Source organism: Haliscomenobacter sp. (assembly GCF_965225875.1).
Taxonomy (GTDB): domain Bacteria; phylum Bacteroidota; class Bacteroidia; order Chitinophagales; family Saprospiraceae; genus Haliscomenobacter.
In genome coordinates this window covers 1,801,135-1,823,388 of the sequence record NZ_CBDDBS010000003.1, presented here as the reverse complement: position 1 = coordinate 1,823,388, position 22,254 = coordinate 1,801,135, and the positions used below count along the sequence as shown (strand labels likewise).

The 22,254-nt window shown below is 47.3% G+C and carries 17 protein-coding genes; 11 read left to right on the top strand and 6 right to left on the bottom strand.

Annotation, left to right across the window (positions count from 1 at the left end; all coding sequences use genetic code 11):
- Nucleotides 1-73: 73 nt before the first annotated feature.
- Together ACO08K_RS27635 and ACO08K_RS27630 are read left to right on the top strand one after the other, a co-directional pair.
- A complete protein-coding gene (locus tag ACO08K_RS27635) occupies nt 74-1,225 on the top strand; it encodes a serine hydrolase domain-containing protein (protein WP_421799731.1) in 1,152 nt (383 codons plus the stop codon).
- Entirely contained in the window at nt 1,200-2,417 is a 1,218-nt protein-coding gene (locus ACO08K_RS27630) for a helix-turn-helix domain-containing protein (protein WP_421799730.1), read from the top strand. The genes ACO08K_RS27635 and ACO08K_RS27630 overlap by 26 nt, the downstream gene beginning before the upstream one ends.
- Here the strand turns inward: ACO08K_RS27630 and ACO08K_RS27625 are convergent.
- Both ACO08K_RS27625 and ACO08K_RS27620 read right to left on the bottom strand, forming a co-directional pair.
- Nucleotides 2,407-4,731: a T9SS type A sorting domain-containing protein gene (locus ACO08K_RS27625; protein WP_421799729.1), complete on the bottom strand. Its 2,325-nt coding sequence runs from the start codon at nt 4,729-4,731 to the stop codon at nt 2,407-2,409. The genes ACO08K_RS27630 and ACO08K_RS27625 overlap by 11 nt on opposite strands.
- Nucleotides 4,732-5,074: 343 nt before the next feature.
- Nucleotides 5,075-5,920, bottom strand: a complete 846-nt coding sequence (locus tag ACO08K_RS27620; protein ID WP_421799728.1) for a C1 family peptidase — start codon at nt 5,918-5,920, stop codon at nt 5,075-5,077.
- Between the two features lie 169 nt (nt 5,921-6,089).
- Here ACO08K_RS27620 and ACO08K_RS27615 point away from each other — a divergent pair, with 169 nt between their 5' ends.
- The 5 genes from ACO08K_RS27615 to ACO08K_RS27595 all read left to right on the top strand — a co-directional run bounded on the left by ACO08K_RS27615 (nt 6,090) and on the right by ACO08K_RS27595 (nt 12,003).
- Entirely contained in the window at nt 6,090-7,190 is a 1,101-nt protein-coding gene (locus tag ACO08K_RS27615) for an RluA family pseudouridine synthase (RefSeq protein WP_421799727.1), read from the top strand.
- Nucleotides 7,191-7,428: 238 nt separating this feature from the next.
- On the top strand, nt 7,429-8,448 hold the full coding sequence (locus ACO08K_RS27610; RefSeq protein ID WP_421799726.1) for an acyl-CoA reductase: 1,020 nt from the start codon (nt 7,429-7,431) through the stop codon (nt 8,446-8,448).
- A 6-nt stretch (nt 8,449-8,454) separates the two neighbouring features.
- A complete protein-coding gene (locus ACO08K_RS27605) occupies nt 8,455-9,078 on the top strand; it encodes a metallophosphatase domain-containing protein (RefSeq protein ID WP_421799725.1) in 624 nt (207 codons plus the stop codon).
- An 11-nt stretch (nt 9,079-9,089) separates the two neighbouring features.
- Nucleotides 9,090-9,518: a hypothetical protein gene (locus ACO08K_RS27600; protein ID WP_421799724.1), complete on the top strand. Its 429-nt coding sequence runs from the start codon at nt 9,090-9,092 to the stop codon at nt 9,516-9,518.
- An 82-nt stretch (nt 9,519-9,600) separates the two neighbouring features.
- Complete coding sequence (locus tag ACO08K_RS27595; RefSeq protein ID WP_421799723.1) at nt 9,601-12,003, top strand: penicillin acylase family protein; 2,403 nt, start codon at nt 9,601-9,603, stop codon at nt 12,001-12,003.
- A 109-nt stretch (nt 12,004-12,112) separates the two neighbouring features.
- Here ACO08K_RS27595 and ACO08K_RS27590 read toward each other — a convergent pair whose 3' ends face one another.
- The gene (locus ACO08K_RS27590; RefSeq protein ID WP_421799722.1) at nt 12,113-13,270 is read right to left on the bottom strand and encodes a 5-(carboxyamino)imidazole ribonucleotide synthase; all 1,158 of its coding nucleotides are present in this window, start codon (nt 13,268-13,270) and stop codon (nt 12,113-12,115) included.
- 197 nt (nt 13,271-13,467) lie between these two features.
- Here ACO08K_RS27590 and ACO08K_RS27585 point away from each other — a divergent pair, with 197 nt between their 5' ends.
- A complete protein-coding gene (locus ACO08K_RS27585) occupies nt 13,468-14,802 on the top strand; it encodes a dihydroorotase (protein ID WP_421799721.1) in 1,335 nt (444 codons plus the stop codon).
- A gap of 116 nt (nt 14,803-14,918) precedes the next feature.
- Here the strand turns inward: ACO08K_RS27585 and ACO08K_RS27580 are convergent, their stop codons facing one another.
- The 3 genes from ACO08K_RS27580 to ACO08K_RS27570 all read right to left on the bottom strand — a co-directional run bounded on the left by ACO08K_RS27580 (nt 14,919) and on the right by ACO08K_RS27570 (nt 17,648).
- Nucleotides 14,919-16,433, bottom strand: coding sequence for an arylsulfatase (locus ACO08K_RS27580; RefSeq protein ID WP_421799720.1), 1,515 nt, complete (start codon nt 16,431-16,433; stop codon nt 14,919-14,921).
- Between the two features lie 41 nt (nt 16,434-16,474).
- Nucleotides 16,475-16,963: an anti-sigma factor family protein gene (locus tag ACO08K_RS27575; protein ID WP_421799719.1), complete on the bottom strand. Its 489-nt coding sequence runs from the start codon at nt 16,961-16,963 to the stop codon at nt 16,475-16,477.
- Nucleotides 16,964-17,087: 124 nt separating this feature from the next.
- The gene (locus ACO08K_RS27570) at nt 17,088-17,648 is read right to left on the bottom strand and encodes an RNA polymerase sigma factor (RefSeq protein ID WP_421799718.1); all 561 of its coding nucleotides are present in this window, start codon (nt 17,646-17,648) and stop codon (nt 17,088-17,090) included.
- A gap of 120 nt (nt 17,649-17,768) precedes the next feature.
- Between ACO08K_RS27570 and ACO08K_RS27565 the strand changes: the two genes are divergently transcribed.
- The 3 genes from ACO08K_RS27565 to ACO08K_RS27555 all read left to right on the top strand — a co-directional run bounded on the left by ACO08K_RS27565 (nt 17,769) and on the right by ACO08K_RS27555 (nt 22,115).
- The gene (locus ACO08K_RS27565; protein WP_421799717.1) at nt 17,769-18,941 is read left to right on the top strand and encodes a ribonuclease D; all 1,173 of its coding nucleotides are present in this window, start codon (nt 17,769-17,771) and stop codon (nt 18,939-18,941) included.
- A complete protein-coding gene (locus tag ACO08K_RS27560; RefSeq protein WP_421799716.1) occupies nt 18,916-20,628 on the top strand; it encodes an ABC transporter ATP-binding protein in 1,713 nt (570 codons plus the stop codon). Before ACO08K_RS27565 ends, ACO08K_RS27560 begins: the two co-directional genes overlap by 26 nt.
- A gap of 80 nt (nt 20,629-20,708) precedes the next feature.
- The gene (locus ACO08K_RS27555) at nt 20,709-22,115 is read left to right on the top strand and encodes an RtcB family protein (RefSeq protein ID WP_421799715.1); all 1,407 of its coding nucleotides are present in this window, start codon (nt 20,709-20,711) and stop codon (nt 22,113-22,115) included.
- Nucleotides 22,116-22,254: the final 139 nt, after the last annotated feature.

The window sequence follows — 22,254 nt, the reverse complement described above, 5'->3', positions numbered from 1 at the left end:
TAACGTTCGCTTCTATCCATCCGAACCCTCCGGCCAACAATTGCGGCTTCTTTTGTCGAAAAATACATCCGACATGAAAAATGCAATTGTGATTGGCCTATTGATCGCTGGATCGATCCTGGGCTGTACCAAAGACCCTATCACTCCCGCCGAGTTGAGCACCAACCCCTTGTCCAGCCAATTGGACAAAGATGTAGACGCTTTGGTCCAAAAGCACCGCAATGCCCTCAACACCGTGGGCATGACTGTGGGGATTTGGAAAAACGGGGCAAGTAGCACCTATGGCTATGGAGAAATCAAAAAAGGAGGCAAACAAGTCCCGGATGCCCACACCTTTTTTGAAATTGGCTCCATCACCAAAACCTTTACCGCAGCGGCGATGGTACAATGGCTGAATGAAAAAGGACTGAGTTTGGAGAGCCCCATTCAACCCTTTTTACCCAGTTCAATTCCGACATTAAGCAAGGGTGGGGTGACCGTCAATTTTAAACAAATGCTGAACCATTCCTCGGGCTTAGCTTATTTCCCCAGCAACCTGAATTTGTTGCTGAACGATGATGCCAAGGAACTGGCCCGCTATAGCGAAGCCAAGTTGTTTGATTATTTGGAAAAAGGAAAACTGAACGCTACACCTGGCACCACTTACGAGTATTCCAATACTGCCTTGGGTTTGGCGGGGACAATTTTGGCCAGAGAAAACAAAACGAATTATGGCGATTACCTACGCACGAAAGTGTGCGAACCATTGGGCCTTTTTGAGACCAAAGCAAAATTGAGTGCAGAAGAAAAAATCCGCATGGCCGATGGCCACCGGGGCGGAAAAAAAGTGGACTTGTGGGAAAGCCTGGGCGCCCTGGATGGGGCTGGGGTTTTGCGCTCGACCACCAGCGACCTGCTCAAATACGGGGCTGCCTGTCTCAATCCACCCAATACCCCACTCGGTCAGGCCATGAGCACTGCCCAGGTGTCTACGCTAAAAAATGCGAAAAACCTGACGGAAATGGTCGAAGTATGCCTGGGCTGGCACCAATTAAAAACGGAGGATAGAACCGGTACTTTGTTGTTTCACGATGGCGGAACCGGGGGCTTTAATTGTAGCCTGATTTTGGACAAGGAGAAAAAGCTGGTGCTCATCGTTTGTTACAACAGCTACAGTGGCGGCAACAAAGCCGAAACTGAGGCACGCACGGCTTTGAACAATGACCTATTGTTATTGCTGCGTTAAATCTTTTTGTACTACTGTTTCCTGGTCAAATGCCAATTATATTTGGACGAAATTTGACCAGGAAACCGTTATGCTCATCAATGCCATTAGCGCCAGTAGTTTTTTTTATTTGGCCTTTGTATTGCTTGTAAAGGGACGAAGCACCAATCGTTTGGCCAATCGCTGGTTGGCAACATTTGTCATTTTTGTAGGTTTTTTGCAACTTGATGATGCACTGATTATTTCGCGGACTTATTTTCAGTATCCGCATTTTTACAATGTCTTTGACCCTTTTATATTTGGTATCGCCCCCGCCTTTTATTGGGCAACTTTCCATTTTGTGCAACCTAGTCGGCGATTTTACGGGCAGAGTTTATGGCATTTTATTCCCTGTTACCTGATTTTACTGTTGAGTATCCCCGCTTTTTTGGATTCTAAAGCGGAAAAATTGGCTTTACTTAAAGTCTTGGAAGAACGGGGGCAGGTGTTAGGACCTGTGGAAATAGTTGTTTTTGCCTTAATTTTTGTACAATGTGTGGTTTACATTGTTTTGAGTTACCGACAGATTTTATGGCATCAGCAAAATCTAAAAAGAGTGAGCTCAAGCCAGGAAGACACAGATTTACGGTGGTTCATCTATTTTTTGAACGGTGTTGCCATATTGCTGCTTTTTTGGGTAATTGAAATCGGCTTTTACACCAATTTTTTGGATGGAAAAATGAGCTGGATTTATTGGTTGGGCACCTTTTACCTGGGTTTTTATGCCATTCAACAAAAAGAGATTTACCCTTTTGATCCGCAAGAATTGGCGGAGATTGCAGCAATTATTCAGGAAAAACCCGTGATCAATTCAACCCCTTCAGTTATTGATGAGGCTCAAAAAGAGCAACTTCTGCATTTAATGGAAAGTGAAAAACCTTACCTCGATCCCGAACTCAGTTTGCCCAAATTGGCTCAATTGATGCATTGTAGCACCCATGAGCTTTCTCACCTGATCAACCAAGGGTTTGACCGCAATTTTTACCAATTCATCAATACCTACCGGATTGAAGAAAGCAAAAGGTTGCTGAGCGACCCCAAATTGGGACACCTTACCATTCTGGCAATTGGTTTTGAGGCTGGCTTCAACTCCAAGACGACCTTCAACACCACTTTTAAGCAGTTGGTGGGAATGTCGCCAGTGGAGTTTCGCGGGCGTAAACCTATGGCTTGAGGACGACTAGCCTTTGTGTCCAGACTTGATTTTGACTTTGTATTTCCAACAGATGTACTCCATTGGGCACCTGATCCCCCAAGTTGAATGTAGTGACTGAGGCGTTTATTTCCTGACGTTTGAGGACTCGCCCCTGTAAGTCTTTCAATACAATTTTGCCTTGCGGGGTCCAGGATGAGGGGAGACTGATGTAGATTTGATCCTGGCTTGGATTGGGGAACACCTTGATATCCGGGATTTTTTGCTTGTCTGTTTGAACTTCCAGCGGTATATTACTTTGGATTTCTCTGATGGGAGTTTGATAATCACCCGGCTTTAGCACTTGAAATTCACCTACCTGAGTTTTTATCTTGTAATTGCCCTCCGTCCGATCAATCCATTCCAAGGTAGCGGTGCTGTCTACCCAAATTTTGCTGATACCCAGTGTTTTAGGGCTAAAACAAACTTCCAGCAGTATAGCCTGATTGTTTAAAGAGGCGGTTTTGGTGCCATTGTAAACCCAGGAAAAAACGATGTGATCAGTGGTTTTGCCAGGGTTGGAATGCAAAACATTGATACCATGAGGAGGCAAATGAATGGAATCGTAGGATAGGGCACTGGGATCAAATTTGGCGGTGAATTGTACGGCAACCATTTCGTTAAACCCGCTTACACGGAAAGGGACACAGGTACTTTTGCCAGGTTTTGCCACTACCTTGTCTACTTCGATTTTTGCTGATAAATTGGTAGGAGAACCTACATCAAAATAACTGGAACAAATGCCTTCTTTGCCACTTCCAGAAACGAAACGTAATTCATAATACACTCTTTTGTTGTTGTCGCAACTAAAGGCAATTAGAAAATCGTCCCAAGGAGTATAGTACTGGCCAGCAAATGGGCCCGTTTTGATCAATTCAAAGTGTTCCAAAATATCGAGATCTCGGTCAGAATTATAGACTGTTGGAAGATAATTGTTTACACAATCTGGAGAAACTATTCTGCGCAAACCACCAATCAACCCACAAGCCTGTCGATCCGTTTTTCCGTTAAGGTTTTTTCGCTCGTAGACCTCTCCCACAGGAATCAAATTGATGCCAAAGGGAGCAGGACAGGTCACATTTAGCGTTCCGGGCTCTTTCACTGAAAAATCAATCGTTTTGGTATACAAATTTTGACAACTGTCTAGCATCGTGAAGTAAATCTGGTATTTTCCTGCAATGATGCGCAAGGAGTCGTTGTCGGGCTTAACTTCGATGGGGTTGAAAAAAGGCCTTTGTCCGGGTGCACTGAGTACTACCACCCTCCAATTGATGAATGAAATGGGACAATTTGGGTTGATGGTCAAGTTCAAAAGCTTTTTAATGGCGTCGATTCGATTGGGAATTTTTAGTAAACAAACATCCTTTGGCAAATTGACCCTGACTACGGCATCATTTGCCACGATCGATTCTTTAGTAGATGTCCCTGGAATGAAATTCACCATAAATGTATCGATCACTTGATCTTTACATTCATCATAAATGAGGTAGGTTCTGCGCAATTTTAGCCCCGTTTTGTTACAAACCGTATCGATTTTTTCATTTAGCGCATAACTAAGGTTCAAACCCAATACCCGGCCATTCATTTGGGCTTGATCCTTGCCTACAACCGGGATGATTGCTTCAAGTGGGATTTGGCTTTTATCTAGGGTACAATCGCCGTATTGGACGGTCAGTTCTTTGGATTTAAAAATTGGAATACTCCATTGCAGGTCTTTTTTAGTTGGTCGGCGAATGGGTATATACTGAGTTGCAAATGGAGTTTCCGGCTGGTTGATACAAGCTCTGGCCAACCAAGTTCTTTTGATCGTTGCAAACAGGCCAGACTGCAGGCTGGTTTTACAATCAGGGTACTCAACTCGATCATCAATTCTGACGTTGATGCCACATTGGGTAGTTGCGTGGCAACCCATGCTAAAAAAGGCAAATCCCAGATTGGGAACGGGGTCGGTCGTAAATTCACTTTCGGCTACTTTCCCATCCGCAGTATAGCGAAGTAAAAAACAGGACTTTGGGGAGGCAAAGGTACCCGGCAACCCAACAGATTGGCAGATCAGGTCGTTAATATTGCTGGTGAAAGGCAGGGTGTCCTTCGAAAATCGCACCGAATCTAATTGTGGCCCATAAGCCCCCACGGCAGTTACTTTGCCGATGCACAATAGGCGGCCATCTTTTGAGTAAAGGTTGTAATCAAATGTACCGGGGGCGTCAATGGTGTCCCGGTTTTTGGTTTTTCCGTCCTGAACAACAATGTAAGAATCTGCACAATTGGAGATGCCCAGGTCTGCTTTGCTCAAGACAAAATAGCATTTTGATTTTACTTGCAAAATAGGAGATTGACTGCAATTACAATCATTTTGGCCCTTCAGACCAAGGAAGGAAAGTGAAAAAGCCGCCAACAATAGCGTCAGCCTGAATATGGGTCGAGTCAACATTTAAATGGAATTATGACGTGTAATAAATTCTAATTCAGACCAATTGACGGGCAAAACTTTGTATTCGTAAAAGTAAGGTGATTTTTTATATGAATCCGTGTTTTGTGTGTTAATTTTTAACAAAAAAGCCAAAGTGCGTATTAAAGTCACCTTGGCTTTTGTAGAGACGCACGGCCGTGCGTCTCTACGGGCGTTGACCCAATGTCTATTGTCCAATTGGCAAAACCACAAAACCGTTTTGCGCCAATTGCCCAAAATGATCGTAAGAAATCCAGATATACCCCGCACGACCCCAGTCGCTTCCCCAGGGGCTCATCAATTCAATCATCCTTTTGTCCTCATTAAAACTCACCACCGCCATGGGGTACACTTGTGAAGGTGCCCCGGTTGGAACCCAGATGTCTTTGCCGTTGGCCTGAAGCAGGCTCGGGTCAGCATTGAACTCCACGATGACCGGATTTCCGCGCACCAGTGCTTTGCGGATTTCAAAGATTTTTTGCAGCGACTTGGTCAAAGGGGTGAAAATGTGCAGGTAATTGGTGATGCGAAACTTGCTGGCATTGTATACCGCATTGGTCAGTTTTTGTGAGCCATAGGGCAGAATTGCCGAATCTACGGTTCCGTTCTGCGATAAAAACTGAAAGGCATCCTTAAATTGCAGCCCTCGGTTTTGCCCCAACAAATTGAGGGTAATGAAGTCGGGACTAAGGTTGATTTTGTAGTTGTTGTCCTGATTGTAGTAGAATTCCAGGCAGGCAGCCAGGGTGTAACTCATTTCAGTGCCAACCTGTTCGATCTCCCGCACGGGCATCATGAAGGGTTTTACACTTTGCTCCCGCAAGTTATCCAAGCTAGTGACGCTCCGCCCTACCCCTTTTACGAAGGGCATCATCATGTCGATCAGTCTTTGGTCTTGTACCCCAAATGCAGCTGCTTGGGTGCTGCGTAAGTTGATGTCTTGATTTTTTTGTGGAGCAGGGATTTGTGCTTGTAAATTATTGACTATCAAGAACCCCATTCCAAATGCCAGGCTGATTTTTATTCGGTTCATAAAACTCATTTTGCAAAAAGAACGTCGATTTGATCCACTTTGGTTTGTAACGTTTGAGGAAAAAATAAATATCTATGTGTAAATTGAAAATGTAATCTCCCAGCTTTGGTTTGTAGGTGTGCTTACTTAAGCGTACCTTTACCTTTTAAAATGTACAAGAGTCGGAGTAATGGAGCAGGAACCAATTGAACAAGAAGAGAATAATCATCAGTATTCCGACAACCTCAGCGACGAATTTTACGAACATCGGATCATTGAGGTTGATGCAAAGCAATCACCTTTGCGGATAGATAAGTTTGTGATGGACCGAATCGGGGACGTATCCCGCAATCGGGTGCAAAATGCCATCAAAACCGGGGCAGTATTGGTCAATGACCAAGAAATCAAGCCCAATTTTAAGATCAAACCTGGGCAAAAAATCACCCTGATTTTACCCAAATCCACTACGGATAAATACCGCATCGTTCCTCAGAATATTCCACTAACGGTGATCTATGAAGATGAGGATCTACTGGTGGTAAATAAGCCTCCTGGTTTGGTCGTACATCCCGGGGTTGGGCATTTCCGGGGCACTCTCGTGAATGCCCTGGCGTATCACCTCAAGCTGGATCCCAACCAATTGTCAAGCGGCAATTTTCAGGAACGAGTGGGTTTGGTGCACCGCATCGATAAAAACACTACAGGTCTTTTGGTGGTGGCTAAGAATGAATTTGCGCTCAGCCATCTCGCGAAGCAATTTTTTTACCACACCATCGAACGGACCTATTACGCCCTGGTTTGGGGTGAACCCGAAGAAGACAAGGGGACCATCAACGCCCACGTAGGCCGCCATCCCCGCTTTCGCAAGGACTTCACTGTTTTTCCCGAGGGCGACCAGGGCAAGTGGGCAGTGACCCATTACGAAGTACTCGAACGTTTGTATTACGTGAGTTTGATCAAGTGTACCCTTGAAACTGGTCGTACGCACCAAATCCGGGTACACATGAAATACCTCGGCCATACCTTGTTCAATGACGAAAAGTACGGTGGCGACGAGATCCTGAAAGGCACTATTTTTAGTAAATACAAAACTTTTGTTGACCACATGTTCGATGTCTTGCCTCGGCACGCTTTGCATGCCAAGTCCCTGGGCTTTGTACATCCACGCACCAACAAATTCATGCACTTTGAATCGGATTTACCCGATGATTTTAAAGTTGCATTGGAGCATTGGCGCGTGTATTTGGAAGGCCGAAAATCTTCGGCGAAAGGGAACATGAGTCAGCTTTAGCTTCGCTATTTTCCTACGAACTCCCACGAAATTCCCACGAATAAATTCGTGGGTTGATGCCATAGGGTAGCCTCCCACGGATAAATCCGTGGGTTGGCCAAAAAGCTTAGCAACCCATGGCTTTAGCCGTGGGCAGGCACACATAAACATAAACCAGCCCACGAATTCATTCGTGGGAAAAAAAGATACGGGCAGACACACGAGGATCATCTCGGGTTGGCCGAAAGAATCCAAAAAGATGACGCTTTCACAACGTATACAAGCAGCAACTAAATTAGGAGAACACCTACGCGGCGAAGACGACTACCTCAAAGCCATCATCCACCGTACTTCGCACCACAATCCCTGGTTCACCGCCGAAAACCAGGAGCGGGCTATTGCTGCTATCGCTGAACAGTTTTTGGCAGCTGCTGCACTGGAAGAATGGCTGAGCCGCTATTCTATCCCTGCTGAAACTTCGATGAAAACAGTTGGCCTGGTCATGGCTGGCAACCTACCCCTGGTCGGTTTCCACGACGTATTGTGCGTATTTGTAGCTGGGCACAAGGCCAAAATTAAACTGTCGGAAAAAGACCCTTATCTCTTGCCTTATTTATTAAAACTGCTGGAAAAAATAGACCCAGCTACCACTGCCTATTTTGAAATCACCGATCGGCTCCTGGAAATGGATGCCGTGATCGCCACGGGCAGCAACAATTCAGCGCGGTATTTTGAATCCTACTTTGGCAAATACCCCAATATCATCCGCAAAAACCGAAATGGGGTGGCCGTGCTGACAGGCAATGAAAGTAAGGATGAGTTGCATGAATTGGGGCACGATGTCTTTCGTTATTTTGGTTTGGGTTGCCGCAATGTGGCCAAGTTGTACCTGCCCAGGGGTTATGATTTCAACCCACTTTTGGAGGCTTTGCACGAATACCGCGACATCATTTTGCACCAAAAATACAAGAACAATTTCGACTACAATTTTGCACTGTACATCCTCAATAAAGTGCAATACCAGGCCAATGGCTGCATCCTGATGATCGAGGAACCCTCCCTGCATTCCCGGATTGCCTCCCTGCATTACGAATATTACGATTCGTTGGAGGCAGTGGAATTGGAATTGGAGCGCCAGGCCGAAGCCATTCAATGCATCATTGCCCAGCCCAATGTACTAAAAACCAAAACTTTCGTGTTTGGTAAGTCTCAGGAACCCGCCCTCTGGGACTATCCCGATGGAGTGGACAGTATGGCCTTTTTACTCAGCTTAAATTAAACAACGATGCGTTTTGTAGCCATTTCCGATACGCATGGCAAACACCAGTTTGACCTACCACCGGGGGATGTCATTTTGCATGCTGGCGATGTTTCTTCACGGGGTTTGAAGGCCGAAGTTGAACGTTTTTTGGACTGGTTTTCCAGTTTGGACTACGCTTACAAAATATTCATTGCGGGCAATCACGATTTCTTCTTTGAAAATGCATCCCAGTCTGAAATCCAGGCACTGATTCCGGAAAATTTGATTTATTTGAACGATTCAGGAGTAGAAATTGAAGGCATCAAAATTTGGGGTTCACCCATTCAACCCTGGTTTTACGATTGGGCTTTTAACCGCCAAAGAGGGCCAGCCATCCAGAAACATTGGGACTTGATCCCCGAAGACAGCGACATCGTGATTACCCACGGTCCGGTTTTTGGCATACACGACCGGACGGCGAGCGGCCAACTGGTGGGCTGCGAAGATTTGCTGCCAGTTATCCAGCGCATTGCCCCCAAAGTACATCTGTGCGGGCACATTCACGAGGCTTATGGAAGCAAGCAGGTTGGTGAAACCTTATACGTCAATGCAAGTATTTTGGACCTTCGGTACACCATAGCCCACGATCCTGTCGTTTTTGATGTATAAAAAGTAAACATATGATCTATAAATTACTCCTATGCGCCCTTGTAAGCCTCGTTTTGAGCACTGAAATAATTGCTCAAGGCAAAAGTAATGGCCAGGGGCCGCCACCTTGGGCTCCTGCACATGGCTTTCGTGCCAAAACCCGGCATGTGTATTTCCCCGAGTACAACTTTTATTTTGACATCGAAAAAAGGGTGTACATCCATTTTCAGGCGGGTAAATGGACAGTTACAGTGGATTTGCCCGCTCGTTTGGGCAACCTCAACCTGCGCAACGCTTCCAAATTTGAATTGGACATCGACATCGATAATCCACAAATTTACAACAGTGAACACCAAATGCGTTTTAGGCCAAAGTATGCGGTGGCTGATGCCTCCGCTCCGGTCAAAGTACATCCGACCAAGGCTGTACATCCGGGAAAAGGTCATGGCAAGAAAAAATAATCATTGGGTTTAAGCCTGTTTTACTTGGCGTTTCTGCTTTTTTGGCTATACTTACCGAGGATTAGTATTCAAGTATAGCCACATGAAACACAGCATTTTTTTCCTCCTTCTTTTAGCCCTTACCAACATCCAGGCCCAGGAACAACTCAAACTTCCTCAACTGGAACGAACCGTGGAAATCATCACAGATCAATGGGGTGTCCCCCATATTTATGCCCAAACCGAGCATGATTTGTTTTTTACCCAGGGTTTTTATGCCGCCCGCGATCGTATGTTTCAGTTTGAAATATGGCGCAGGCAAGCAACGGGTACTGTCGCCGAAATTTTGGGCGAACGTGAATTGGATCGCGACCGGGGTGCCCGACTTTTCCGTTTCCGTGGGGATATGGAGCAGGAAATGGCCCATTATCATCCCCGGGGCAAACAAATCATTACTGCCTTCGTAGCTGGAGTAAATGCCTGGATTGCCCAAACCGAAGCAAAACCTGACTTGCTTCCTCTTGAGTTCAAATTGCTGGGCATCAAACCGGGCTTGTGGACACCGGAAATCGTCATTTCTCGCCATCAAGGCTTATTGGAAAATGTCACTGATGAATTGAAGAACGCCCGGGCTATTGCCCTGATTGGAGCCGACAAACTGAAAGAATTGCAATGGTTTCACCCAAAGGAACCTGATTTGCGCCTTGATCCCAAAATCCCAGCGGCGCTTTTTCAGCAGGATGTCCTCAAATTGTACAATGCCTTCCGCGAACCACTCAAGTTTCAACCCGAAGATTTAATTGGTGCTGTTCGCAACCCCAATCCAAAGGATTACTCCAATCTTGCGGCGCTGGAAATGCAGGAATACCTTGAGGCCCAGGCTGATCGCAGCTCCACTGTAGGCAGTAACAACTGGATTGTTAGCGGCCAACTTACCCAAAGTGGTTTCCCTATGTTGGCCAACGATCCTCACCGGGCCATTTCCACGCCTTCCCTGCGCTACATGACGCATTTGGTCGGGCCAGGCTGGAACGTGATCGGGGGAGGTGAACCAGTAATTCCGGGTGTCTCCATTGGCCACAATGAATATGGCGCCTGGGGCCTAACCATCTTTGCAACCGATGCTGAAGATCTATACGTATACGAAACCCATCCCAGCAATCCCAATTTGTACAAAGTCGGCACGGAATGGCGGAATATGCGCATCATTAAAGACACCATCCGGGTCAAAGGTCAGGCTCCCGTGATTGTGGAACTCAAATACACCCACCACGGCCCAGTGGTACACGAAGATCGGAACCTAAAAACAGCTTGTGCCGTTCGTTGCGCCTGGTTGGAAGTGGGAGGAGCACCGTATTTGGCCAGTTTGCGCATGGGGCAGGCCAAAAACTGGCAGGAATTTCGCCTGGCTTGCCGATACAGTCATATCCCGGCGGAAAACATGATTTGGGCCGACCGAACCGGCAACATCGGCTGGCAAGCGGTGGGCATTACGCCAATCCGCCGGAAGCACAGTGGCTTGGTACCCGTACCCGGTGATGGTCGCTACGAGTGGGAGGGCTATTTGCCGATTTTAGAACGACCTAGTGTATTGAACCCAAAGCAAGGATTTTGGGCTACGGCCAATGAGAATGTCACCCCCAATGATTACCAACACTGGGCAGCGGTAGGGTATAAATGGGCTGATCCTTTTCGGGGCGATCGTTGTGCTGAGGTGTTGGGTGCCGGGCGTAGACATACTTTACAGGATTTTATGAACCTGCAAACGGATTATTTGTCCATTCCTGCCCGGAACCTGGTGCCTTTGTTGCGCAATTTACCTTGTGCGGATACTAGCGCTGAATGGGCCCGCCAACAATTGTTGCAATGGGATTTCCAGTTGAAAAAAAATTCCGTCGCAGCAACGCTGTACGATGCCTGGGAACGGGAACTGCGCAGCCAATTGGAAAAGATACTTTTGCCTGAAAAGGCCCGTACATTGGTGACGATACAAAGCTACCGGATTTTGGAGTTTTTGATGCTGCCCGACGGAAAGTTTGGAGCGAATCCGGTGCAAGGTCGAAATGCCTTGTTGACCCAAGCCCTCGGGGTCGCCATGAGCAATTTGGAGACTCGCCTGTCCGGGCAAACGCGCAGCCAATGGCAATATGGACAAGCGCAATACAAACATGTGCTGATCCGCCATCCTTTGAGTAGCGCTGCCGCCCCGGAATTGCGCAAAAAACTGGATCATGGTCCTTTGCCCAGAGGTGGAAGTTCACAAACGGTTGGAGCTACTTCCGGAACTTACAACCAAACCCACGGCGCAAGTTTTCGGCTGGTGGTGGACACTGGCAATTGGGATTATTGCCTGGCAACCAACACGCCGGGACAATCGGGGAACCCTGATCATCCGCATTACCGCAATTTGTTCGAGATGTGGGCAAATGATCAGTATTTTCCACTATTTTATTCAAAGGGGAAGATTGAGTCGGTACAGTTCAATAAGTTGAAATTGGTACCTTGATTTTTTTCACCACCTAAGAAACCTAAGGCACTAAAGGGACACCTCAGTTTTTTACCTAATCGTCTTAGGTGTATCTTTAGTGCCTTAGGTTTCTTAGGTGGTGAAAAAATTAACACTGTATGCTCAACTTCTCCTGCACCAGCTTCGCCACCCTTACCGCCTCTTCAATACTCTCCGCCAGCACCGTCGCATGCCCCATTTTGCGAAAAGGTTTCGTCGTACTTTTGCCATAAAAATGCAACTTAACCCCCGGCAAAGCCAAACAATCCTCCAGACCCACATACCGCGTTGGCCCGCTGAAACCTTCAGCTCCCAACAAATTGACCATCACTGACGGGCATTTCATGGCCGTGCTTCCCAACGGCAGATTGAGAATACCGCGCAGGTGTTGCTCAAATTGGGAAGTGTAGCAACTGTCAATGGTATGGTGGCCACTGTTGTGCGGGCGAGGGGCAACTTCATTGATCAGGATTTGGTTGTCTTTGGTCAGGAACAATTCGACCGCCAGCAATCCACAAATCCCGAAGGTTTCGATGACTCGTTTGGATAGATCGATTGCCGTTTGCTCAATGACTGGGTCAATCCGGGCTGGGCAAATCAGGAATTCCACCAAATTGGCCTCGGGGTTAAAATCCATTTCTACCACCGGGAAAGCGGCGATTTCGCCACTTGGATTGCGCGCCACAATCACGGCCAATTCCTTTTGGATGTCCACCATGGTTTCGAGCAGACAAGAGCCTTGTAATAACTTGTGCTGCAAGTCCGACTCGTTTTTGATCACAGCCACCCCCTTGCCGTCGTATCCTGCCGTGCGGGACTTTTGCACAAAAGGATACTGCCAACGACCGGAGTGCACCGCATGACGCACCGCGTGTTCATCTTCAAACAATTCAAAATAGGAGCTAGGCAAGTTGTGCTCCTGGTAGAATAACTTTTGTAAACCTTTGTCTTTGATTAAGTCCAGTGCTTCTGGATGAGGATGTACGCTTACCCCTTGCGCTTGCAACAACTCCAGTGCGGCCGTGTTGACATGTTCAATTTCAATGGTCAACACATCTTTATCCTGGCCAAAGGCGAGCACATCGTCATAGTTTTTAAAGTTGCCTTCCACAAATTCAGCTGCAACAATCCCGGCTGGAAAATCTCGTGACTCATCCAGAAAATACAGTGGCAAATGCCAATTGGAGGCCGCCTGGCCCAGCATCTTGCCGAGTTGGCCGCCGCCGAGTATACCCACTTTGAAGGTGGGGGAGAGGATTTCTTTCATAGTTGTATGTTGGGGTTGAGGAGTTGAGAAGTTGAGGAGTTGAGTTCCGGCGCGCTTCGACTCCGCTCAGCGACCGGGAACTCAACTCCTCAACTTCTCAACTCCTCAACTTTTTCCGCGAAATACCTCATTTTTCCTGAAATTATCCGCACGATTTGCCCAAAATCGGTTTATTTCGCTCCCACAACTGTACACACATGGCCAGAATTCTGTTTAAAAACGCCCAAATCGTCAATCGAGGGCAGATTATCGATGGAGATTTATTGGTGGAAAATGGTAAAATCAGCAAGGTTGGGGGCGTGATTGAAGCCGTTGGCGCGCGCGAAATTGTCGCTGAGGGCAAGTTTTTGATGCCTGGCATCATTGACGATCAGGTGCATTTTCGGGAGCCAGGTTTGACCCATAAAGCTGACTTGTACACCGAACCCCGGGCGGCGGTAGCAGGCGGAGTTACCTCTTTTATGGAGATGCCCAACGTCAAACCACCTACCTTGACTCAGGAGCTCCTGGAAGAAAAATACCAGATTGCCGCCCAAAAATCCTTGGCCAATTATTCCTTTTTTATGGGCGCTTCCAACGATAACCTGGATGAAGTCCTCAAAACCAATCCCCAAAACGTATGCGGGATCAAGGTGTTTATGGGCTCCAGTACGGGCAATATGTTGGTGGATGATGTTCAAACTCTGGAGGCACTTTTTTCTCAGTCCCCCATGTTGATTGCTACCCACTGTGAAGATGAACCAACGGTGCGAGGGAACGAGGCAAAAATGCGCGAACGTTATGGCGAGGAAGTGCCTATTGCCATGCACCCCATTATCCGGGACGTGGAAGCTTGTTTAAAATCGTCAAGTATGGCCGTGGAGTTGGCCAAAAAACACAATACGCGATTGCACATTCTGCACATTTCCACTGCGGAGGAGCTGGCCCTGTTTCGCAACGATATTCCACTGACTGAAAAGCGGATTACCTCGGAAGTCTGTGTCCACCACCTCTATTTCAGTGCCGATGATTACGCCACCTTTGGCACCCAAATCAAGTGTAACCCGGCGGTAAAAGAAAAACGGCATCGCGAAGCCTTACTCGCTGCCTTGTTGGATGATCGCCTCGACATCATCGCCACCGATCATGCACCGCATACCTGGGCCGAGAAACAAAATGCGTATTTTCAAGCACCATCTGGCGTTCCACTGGTACAACATACCCTGAATGTGATGCTGGAATTTTACCACCAGGGGCTGATTAGTCTGGAAAAAATTGTGGAAAAAATGTGCCATGCCCCAGCTCAATGTTTCAATGTACAGCAGCGCGGTTACCTGGACGAAGGTGCCTGGGCGGACGTAGTTTTATTGGATTTGAACCAAGAATGGACGGTGCAAAAGGACAATCTGCATTACAAATGTGCCTGGTCGCCTTTTGAAGGGCATACCTTTAAGGGGCAGGTGGAGGCTACGGTAGTGAGCGGGCACCTGGCCTACCAGCATGGTCAGTTTTTTGAGGACAAAAAAGGAGAACGTTTGACCTTCAAAGTCTAATCCCTGAGGTGTTTCTTGGGTGCCTTAGGTTTCTTAGGTGGTGAAATTAATACCTTGCTTCGCAAGGGCTTTTTCTTTTTCACCACCTAAGAAACCTAAGGCACCAAAGACGCACCTTAGTTGCGTTTGAACTTGGGGCTGACGAACTCCCAATCTTTTATGTGGGAAGGCACATGTTCCCGCGCCACCACCTCATCCAATTCACTTACCCGCTGCGGAAGCTCTTCTGCGCGGTTCTTCTGTTCACTCCGGTCACTGCTCAAGTCATACAATTCCCACTTGGCAGCGGGATTGGTTTTCATTTGTGTTTTTACCCCTTTCCAATTACCAATCCGCACTGCGATCTGCCCGCCTTTTTCAGGATACTCCCAATACAAAAAGGGATGTTGTTTTTGCAACTCCTTTTTACCCAGAAGGGTAGGTAAGTAGGAAATGCCATCATTTTTAGGCGCTTCAAGCTTGAGCAAATCCGCCAATGTGGCCATCAAATCGTATTGCACCGAGAGGTGATCACTCACTTGTCCGGGCTGGATTTTTCCTTTCCAACGCGCGATAAACGGCACCCGGATTCCCCCCTCGTACACATCCATTTTTAGCCCCCGCAGTCCTTGAACACTGTTGAAAAAAACTGCATTTACACCACCCACGTCAAAAGTAGCGCCATTGTCGCTCGAAAACATCACCAGAGTATTTTCATCCAGTCCCTGCGCTTTTAAGGCTGCCATGATGATGCCTACCTGTTCGTCCAGGTACGAGATCATACCCGCGTAGGCCGAAAGGGGGTAACGCTGTGGGCTATAGCCTTTGTCTCCGGTATATGGTTCTTCCGGGAATTTGCCCAGGTAAGGTGTTAGTGCTTTTTCAGGTACTTGGATGGACAAATGGGGTAGGGGAAAGGCCAGGTACAAAAAAAAGGGCTTATTTTTTCCTTGTTCAATGAATTTCAGGGCTTTGGCCGTCATATTGTCAACGACATACTCTTTGCCAATGAAATACTCAAACGGTGTGCTTGCTGATAAACGTTGGTGCACCGAGATGGGCGGGTTGTTCAAGGTGTCCCATTTCCCGTTTTCCCAAAGGTGGGTAGGGTAGTAGTTGTGCGCTTGTTTTTGGCAAAGATAGCCGTAGCTGTAATCAAAGCCTTGTAAGTTTGGGTTTCCGGTGGTATTGTGCATGCCAAGTCCCCACTTGCCGATGATCCCGGTGTGGTAGCCATTTTTTTGGAGCATATGCCCAATGGTCACGGTTCCTTCGGGTAGCGGCATTTGACCACCTTCCATGTCATCGCTGAACTCGCCCAACTCGTAATTTCCACGGATGTAAGAATGCCCTGGGTGTTTGCCGGTTAGCAACATGCAACGCGAAGGGGCACAAACCGGTGCACTGGAATAATGCTGGGTAAAACGAATGCCCTCGGCAGCCAATTGATCAAGGTGTGGCGTTTTGATTTTTTCCTGGCCGTACACGCCAAGTTCGCCATACCCGAGATCGTCGGCAAAAATGTAGATGATATTGGGCTTTTTGGGCTTGATTTCCAGCGGAGTGGATGGGCGATGTGCCAGCAAAAGTGGCAACGCGAACAGCAGGAAGAGTAAAATTTTATTCAAATTCATGTTGCTTGCGAACTTCATGGTAAGAAGTTTCCAAGATAGCAACATCTTTTAAATGGCCTCTATTTTTTCAAAATCCATTTTTTAAAGGCAAAATCCATTAAAAAATAGCTCAATACTGCCAGAGAAACCAGAAATGCAGTAAAGACCATAGGATTAGAAAATACGCCTAAATTTAAAGTGTAATGGCCCAGTATATTTAATTTATCTTGGGCGTTCTGTTGGGCCCCAAAGAACAAGCCCAAACTCAGCACTGCAATAGTACCCACCAAACTACCAAAAATACGCACCAGGCCTTTGGGTAAAATATCCGCTGAAGTGTGAATTGGTCGATACAACGCGGGCAGTTTTTCACTTACATTGGCACTAAAACGCATGGAGGGCTGTTCAGGCTCCAATCCACGCAGGGTTTCCTGCAAACTTTTGGCCATCTCCAGTTCTTCGGCAAAGGCCAGATCCTGAGCCAACAGATGCTGCACCTGTTCTTTTTCCTGAGGAGTACACTCCCCATCGAGGTATTTCCAGATTAAAATGGACTGTACATTTTCCATATTTAGTAGTGGGCAAAAATAAGTGTTCATTTTTTTGAGTCAAAGGATTAGATAAAAAACTTAAAATGAACCGTTTACTTATCTAATCCTTTGACAAAATGAAACACTTATTTTTTATCGCCCTTTAGTGTTGATCCAAGGCGCTGGCCGTCAATTCCTGGCGCAACTGCTCTCTTAAACGAAACAATTTTGTTTTGACATTGGTCACACTCAAACCCGTAATTTCGGCAATCTCCTGTACCGATTGTTCATGCAGATAATACAGTGTAATGATGTTGGCGTCACTGGGTTTTAGTCGATTGATTACCGACTGTACTTGATGCCTGAGGTCATTGTCCTGGGTCAGCTCAGCCGGGTTTTTGCTATTGAGGTCTGGTGCCTGAAATGCAGTACTGCCCGACTCAATGCTTTGCAAAGGTAATTTTTTCTTGCGGGCATTGTCAATCGCAGTACGGTAAGTAATGGCATAGAGCCAGGAGCTGAATTTGGACTCCTGCCGATAGCTGCCCAGCATTTTGTACACCTTCAAAAATACATCCTGGGACACTTCCTCTGCTTCTTCTCTCGAATTCAGTACCCGCATAGCAATGGTGAAGACATAGTTTTGGTATTGCTCCACCAATTGGCGGAAAGCAGCCTGATCTCCCCTCAGTACGCGCTGAACCAAAAGTAGGTCTTCTTCCATGTAATGCAATTACAAAATCCTTAGACGAGCCTTTACTTTTGCTAGGTTACAACTTTTTTGGGAAAATATTCCAATTCGAATCGATATATTTGCGGAAGCCGAACCCCTAAAAACATACCAATGCAAGCATTTGAATTAATCACTACAAAGGAAGGACTAGAACACTTTGCTCAGATCAACGCGGACATTGAGTGGATGTGCTTTGATTCAGAATTCGTTGGGGAAAAAAGATTTACCACTCGTTTGTGCCTTATTCAGGTGGCAACGGAGCACGGTTTGTTTTTGATTGACCCTTTTCCACTCAAGAATTTGGGGCCATTTTTGAAAATGATTGAGGACCCTAAAATTGTCAAAATCACGCACGCAGGTGAAAACGACTACCGCTTGCTTTATGCCACCCATGGCACCATCCCTAAAAACACTTTTGACACTCAAATTGCCGCTGGTTTTTTAGGGTATCGCTATCCTCTGGCATTTAAAAAGCTGGTGGAAACTGAATTAAAAATCAACCTCAATAAAAGTTTCACCGTAGCCGATTGGGAAGCCCGCCCTTTTAACCAAAACCAACTCAAATACGCCATTCAGGACATTGAGCCACTGTATGATTTGTGGAAAAAACAGGAAGCAGATCTTGAACGGCACCATCGATTGCATTGGGCAGAGGAAGAATTTCGGACGCTGGAGCGGGAAGCATATTACGCCAGAGATCCCCACCACGAAGCGCTGAATAGCGATTTGATGAAATCCTTGAACAAAAGAGAGCGCCTGTTTTTGTTGCGTTTGTTCGAATGGCGGCGTAAAACGGCGGAGGAAAAGAACTACTCTAAAGAAATGGTGTTGCCCAGCAAATTTATGAGCCAAATCGTGCGCAGCATGCGCTCGGGGCGGGCTGGTTTGCGCGAAAACCGGCGTATTCCCGATAAATTCGCCGGTGATTTGTGGCCAGTGATGAACGAATTGTACATCCGGGAAATCAGCGAAGACGAAAAGTTTTTGCTGCGCCAGGTGCCCACTGAAGACGAGGAAAACGCCAACGAAGAAATCCTGACCGAGTTTTTATACCTTATCATTCGGCACCAATGTATGCAAAATGGGGTTTCACATGCCCTGGCATTACCGCGCAACTGGTTTAAAAAAATCAAAAGCGATCCTGGCTTTGCGGAAGAGGTTTTTACTCAGGGTTGGCGCAAAGAATTGTTCGGAAGCACCTTCATCCGTTGGTTGAGCCAGCCAGAAAACCTGCGCATTGAGATTAAGCCAGATGTAATTGAACTGCGGCTTGCAGACAATTAAAGCGCTAAGGGTAAGCAGTATGGAGAACTTATTGGAAGTACAAAAACTGACCATTCGCTTTGGTGCCAATACCGTGGTGGATGACCTTACTTTTGTGCTACCAAAAGGAAAAACCCTGGCCATTGTTGGCGAATCAGGTTCTGGAAAATCCATGACCGCCCTCGCTTTGCTAGGACTGTTGCCACCCGAAGCCCGGCTTAGCGTTCAACAATTGCACTTTCAACCCACTGCTGAACAAAGCTTCCAACTGCAAAACTGCCAGGCCAAAGATTGGCAACAAATCCGGGGTAGAGAAATCGGCATGATTTTTCAAGAGCCAATGACCTCGCTCAACCCTCTGCAACGCTGCGGCCAACAAATTGACGAAGTGCTGCGCCTGCATTTGGGCCATAATGCCCAGCAAGCCCGCCAGCGAAGTTTGGAATGGCTGGGTAAAGTGAAAATTCAGGATCCTGAACGCATTTACCGCTCTTATCCTCACGAAATTTCGGGAGGGCAAAAACAAAGGGTCATGATTGCCATGGCCATGTGTTGCAATCCGAGTTTATTGTTAGCCGACGAGCCCACCACGGCTCTGGATGCCACGGTACAAAAGGACATCATCCTGCTCATGCGCGAATTGCAGCAGGAGTTCAATACCGCCATTCTGTTCATTTCCCACGATTTGAGCCTGGTCGCTGGTATGGCTGATCAAGTGCTGGTGATGCAACAGGGTAAATTGGTGGAAAAAGGGAGTAGCGAGCAGATTTTTGAACACGCTCAGGCGCCCTACACCAAAGCACTGCTGAGTTGCCGTCCCCCATTGGATCGGAAAGTGGTGCGTTTGGCGACTATTGATGACTTTGTAGAAAAAGAGCAAAATACGGAGGAAAAGGAAGTTGCTCCCACAATACCGCCTGCTCCCAGCGCAAATTTATTGGAGGTAAAAAATTTATCTACCTGGTTTCCCGTGCAAAAATCCTGGTTTGGCAAAACCCGCAACTGGGTAAAAGCCGTCCAAGAGGCCAGTTTTGACATCAAAGCCGGGCAAACCCTGGGTTTGGTAGGAGAGTCTGGAAGTGGGAAAACCACCTTGGGGCGCAGCCTTCTGCGTTTGATCGAACCCACCGCTGGAGTAATTCACTACAATGGACAAGACATTGAAAAAATAGACGCTGAGGCAATGCGGCAGTTGCGCAGGGAATTACAAATTGTCTTTCAGGATCCTTATTCCTCTTTAAACCCTCGCTTACCGGTAGGTTTGGCCATTACCGAACCGATGAAAGTCCACGGCATCGGCAGCAATGATCAGGATCGGGTAGAGCGTTGCATTGTGCTTTTGGAGCAGGTGGGTTTGCAGGCTGATCATTTTACCCGTTATCCCCACGAATTTTCTGGTGGCCAGCGCCAGCGGCTCTGTATTGCCCGGGCACTGGCGGTGCAACCACGTTTTTTGGTGTGTGATGAAGCTGTTTCCTCCCTGGATGTCTCCGTACAGGCTACTGTGCTCAATCTCCTCAAAGATTTACAGGCACAAGAGGGCTTAACCTACCTGTTTATTTCCCACGACCTGGCCGTAGTCCGCTTTATGTGCGACGATATTATGGTGATGAAAGATGGCGTTATTGTAGAAAAGGGCCCGGCAGAGCAGGTTTTTGAAGCACCCACCCATCCCTATACTCAGGCTTTGTTGGAAGCTTCCCGCTAGATTGGGAACTTTTTTGGGAGAAAGATGCTTTTTCCTGCAATTGACTCACTTTTGCAGTCTATTTTTCTTAATCCCTTTTTATGGCAAAAATTCAAATTCGAGGCAAAGACTTAATGAAAATGGGGTACCCGGAAGGTCCCGTGATCGGACTTTGCATCAACCTGATCCCGAAACATTACAAACGACATACCCAGCAACAAGTTGATGAATTGCTGCAATCCATCCTGGCTAATCCAAGTGATTATGCCGAAGATGCAGTATTGGGCCGCATTGTAGAAGCCTTGGTGCAACCAGAAAAACAAGGCCCGGTTTTGATTGACCTGCTGCCAAAGGCCAAAACTTACCCGGTTTTTGGGGCAGAAAAAATTGAGGCAGGAGCCATCCAACAAATGGAGACTGCTATGCGCCTGCCCGTTACGCATGCAGGTGCCCTCATGCCCGACGCGCACCAAGGCTATGGCCTGCCGATTGGTGGGGTGTTGGCTACCGAAAACGCCGTGATCCCCTATGGCGTGGGCATGGACATCGGTTGTCGCATGTGTATGACGATTTACCCAATTGAGCCACAAGCATTGGAAGCCAAACGCAGCATGTTTAAAAAACTGCTGTTGGAAAATACCCGCTTTGGGTTCAGCACTTTTGAAAAACCAATGGATGACGCCATTTTTGAACGCGCTGAGTTCAAAGAGGTGCCCAAGTTGCGTTCTTTGAAGGGCAAAGCTTGGGAACAAATTGGTTCTTCAGGTTCAGGGAACCACTTCGTCGAGTTTGGCATCGTGGAGATTATGGATGAGCACAACGAATTCAATCTGCCCCTGGGTAAATACCTGGGCTTGATGTCGCATTCTGGTTCACGAGGATTGGGTGCTACCTTGGCGCAGTACTACACCAAACTGGCCATGGAAACCTGCAACCTACCAAAACAGGCTCAACACCTGGCTTGGCTCGACCTGGACACCGAAGCTGGGCAAGAATACTGGATCGCAATGAACCTGGCTGGCGATTATGCCTCCGCTTGTCACCACCAGATTCATCACCGCATGGCAAAGTCCTTGGGTGAAAAATCCCTGGCTATTGTGGAAAACCACCACAATTTTGCCTGGAAAGAAACCCTAGTGGATGGCAAGGAATACATTGTGCACCGCAAAGGAGCTACTCCAGCGGGCAAAGGTGTGCTGGGCGTGATCCCGGGTTCGATGACCGCTCCGGCTTTTATCGTTCGTGGAAAAGGCTTTGAAGATTCCTTGAACTCCGCTTCACACGGCGCTGGGCGCCAGATGTCGCGCCGTCAGGCCTTGAGTGCAGTCACCAAATCAGATTTGGATAAACACTTGCGCACCCACGGGGTGGAATTGCTGGGCGGTGGACTGGATGAAGCACCATTTGCTTACAAAAACATCCATCAGGTGATGGCTGCTCAGGAATCGTTGGTGGAAACGATCGGCACCTTCCATCCCAAGGTGGTGCGCATGGAAGGCGACGCGTAGCGGCAACCCTACGTGGTTGCCGTTCGGGGTGGTTGCCGCCCAGGGTGGGCAACCACACAGGGTGGGCAACCACACAGGGTTGCCCGTACGATTTGCCCCCATGATCCAAAAATAAGATTCTCTCGTACATAAGGGGACG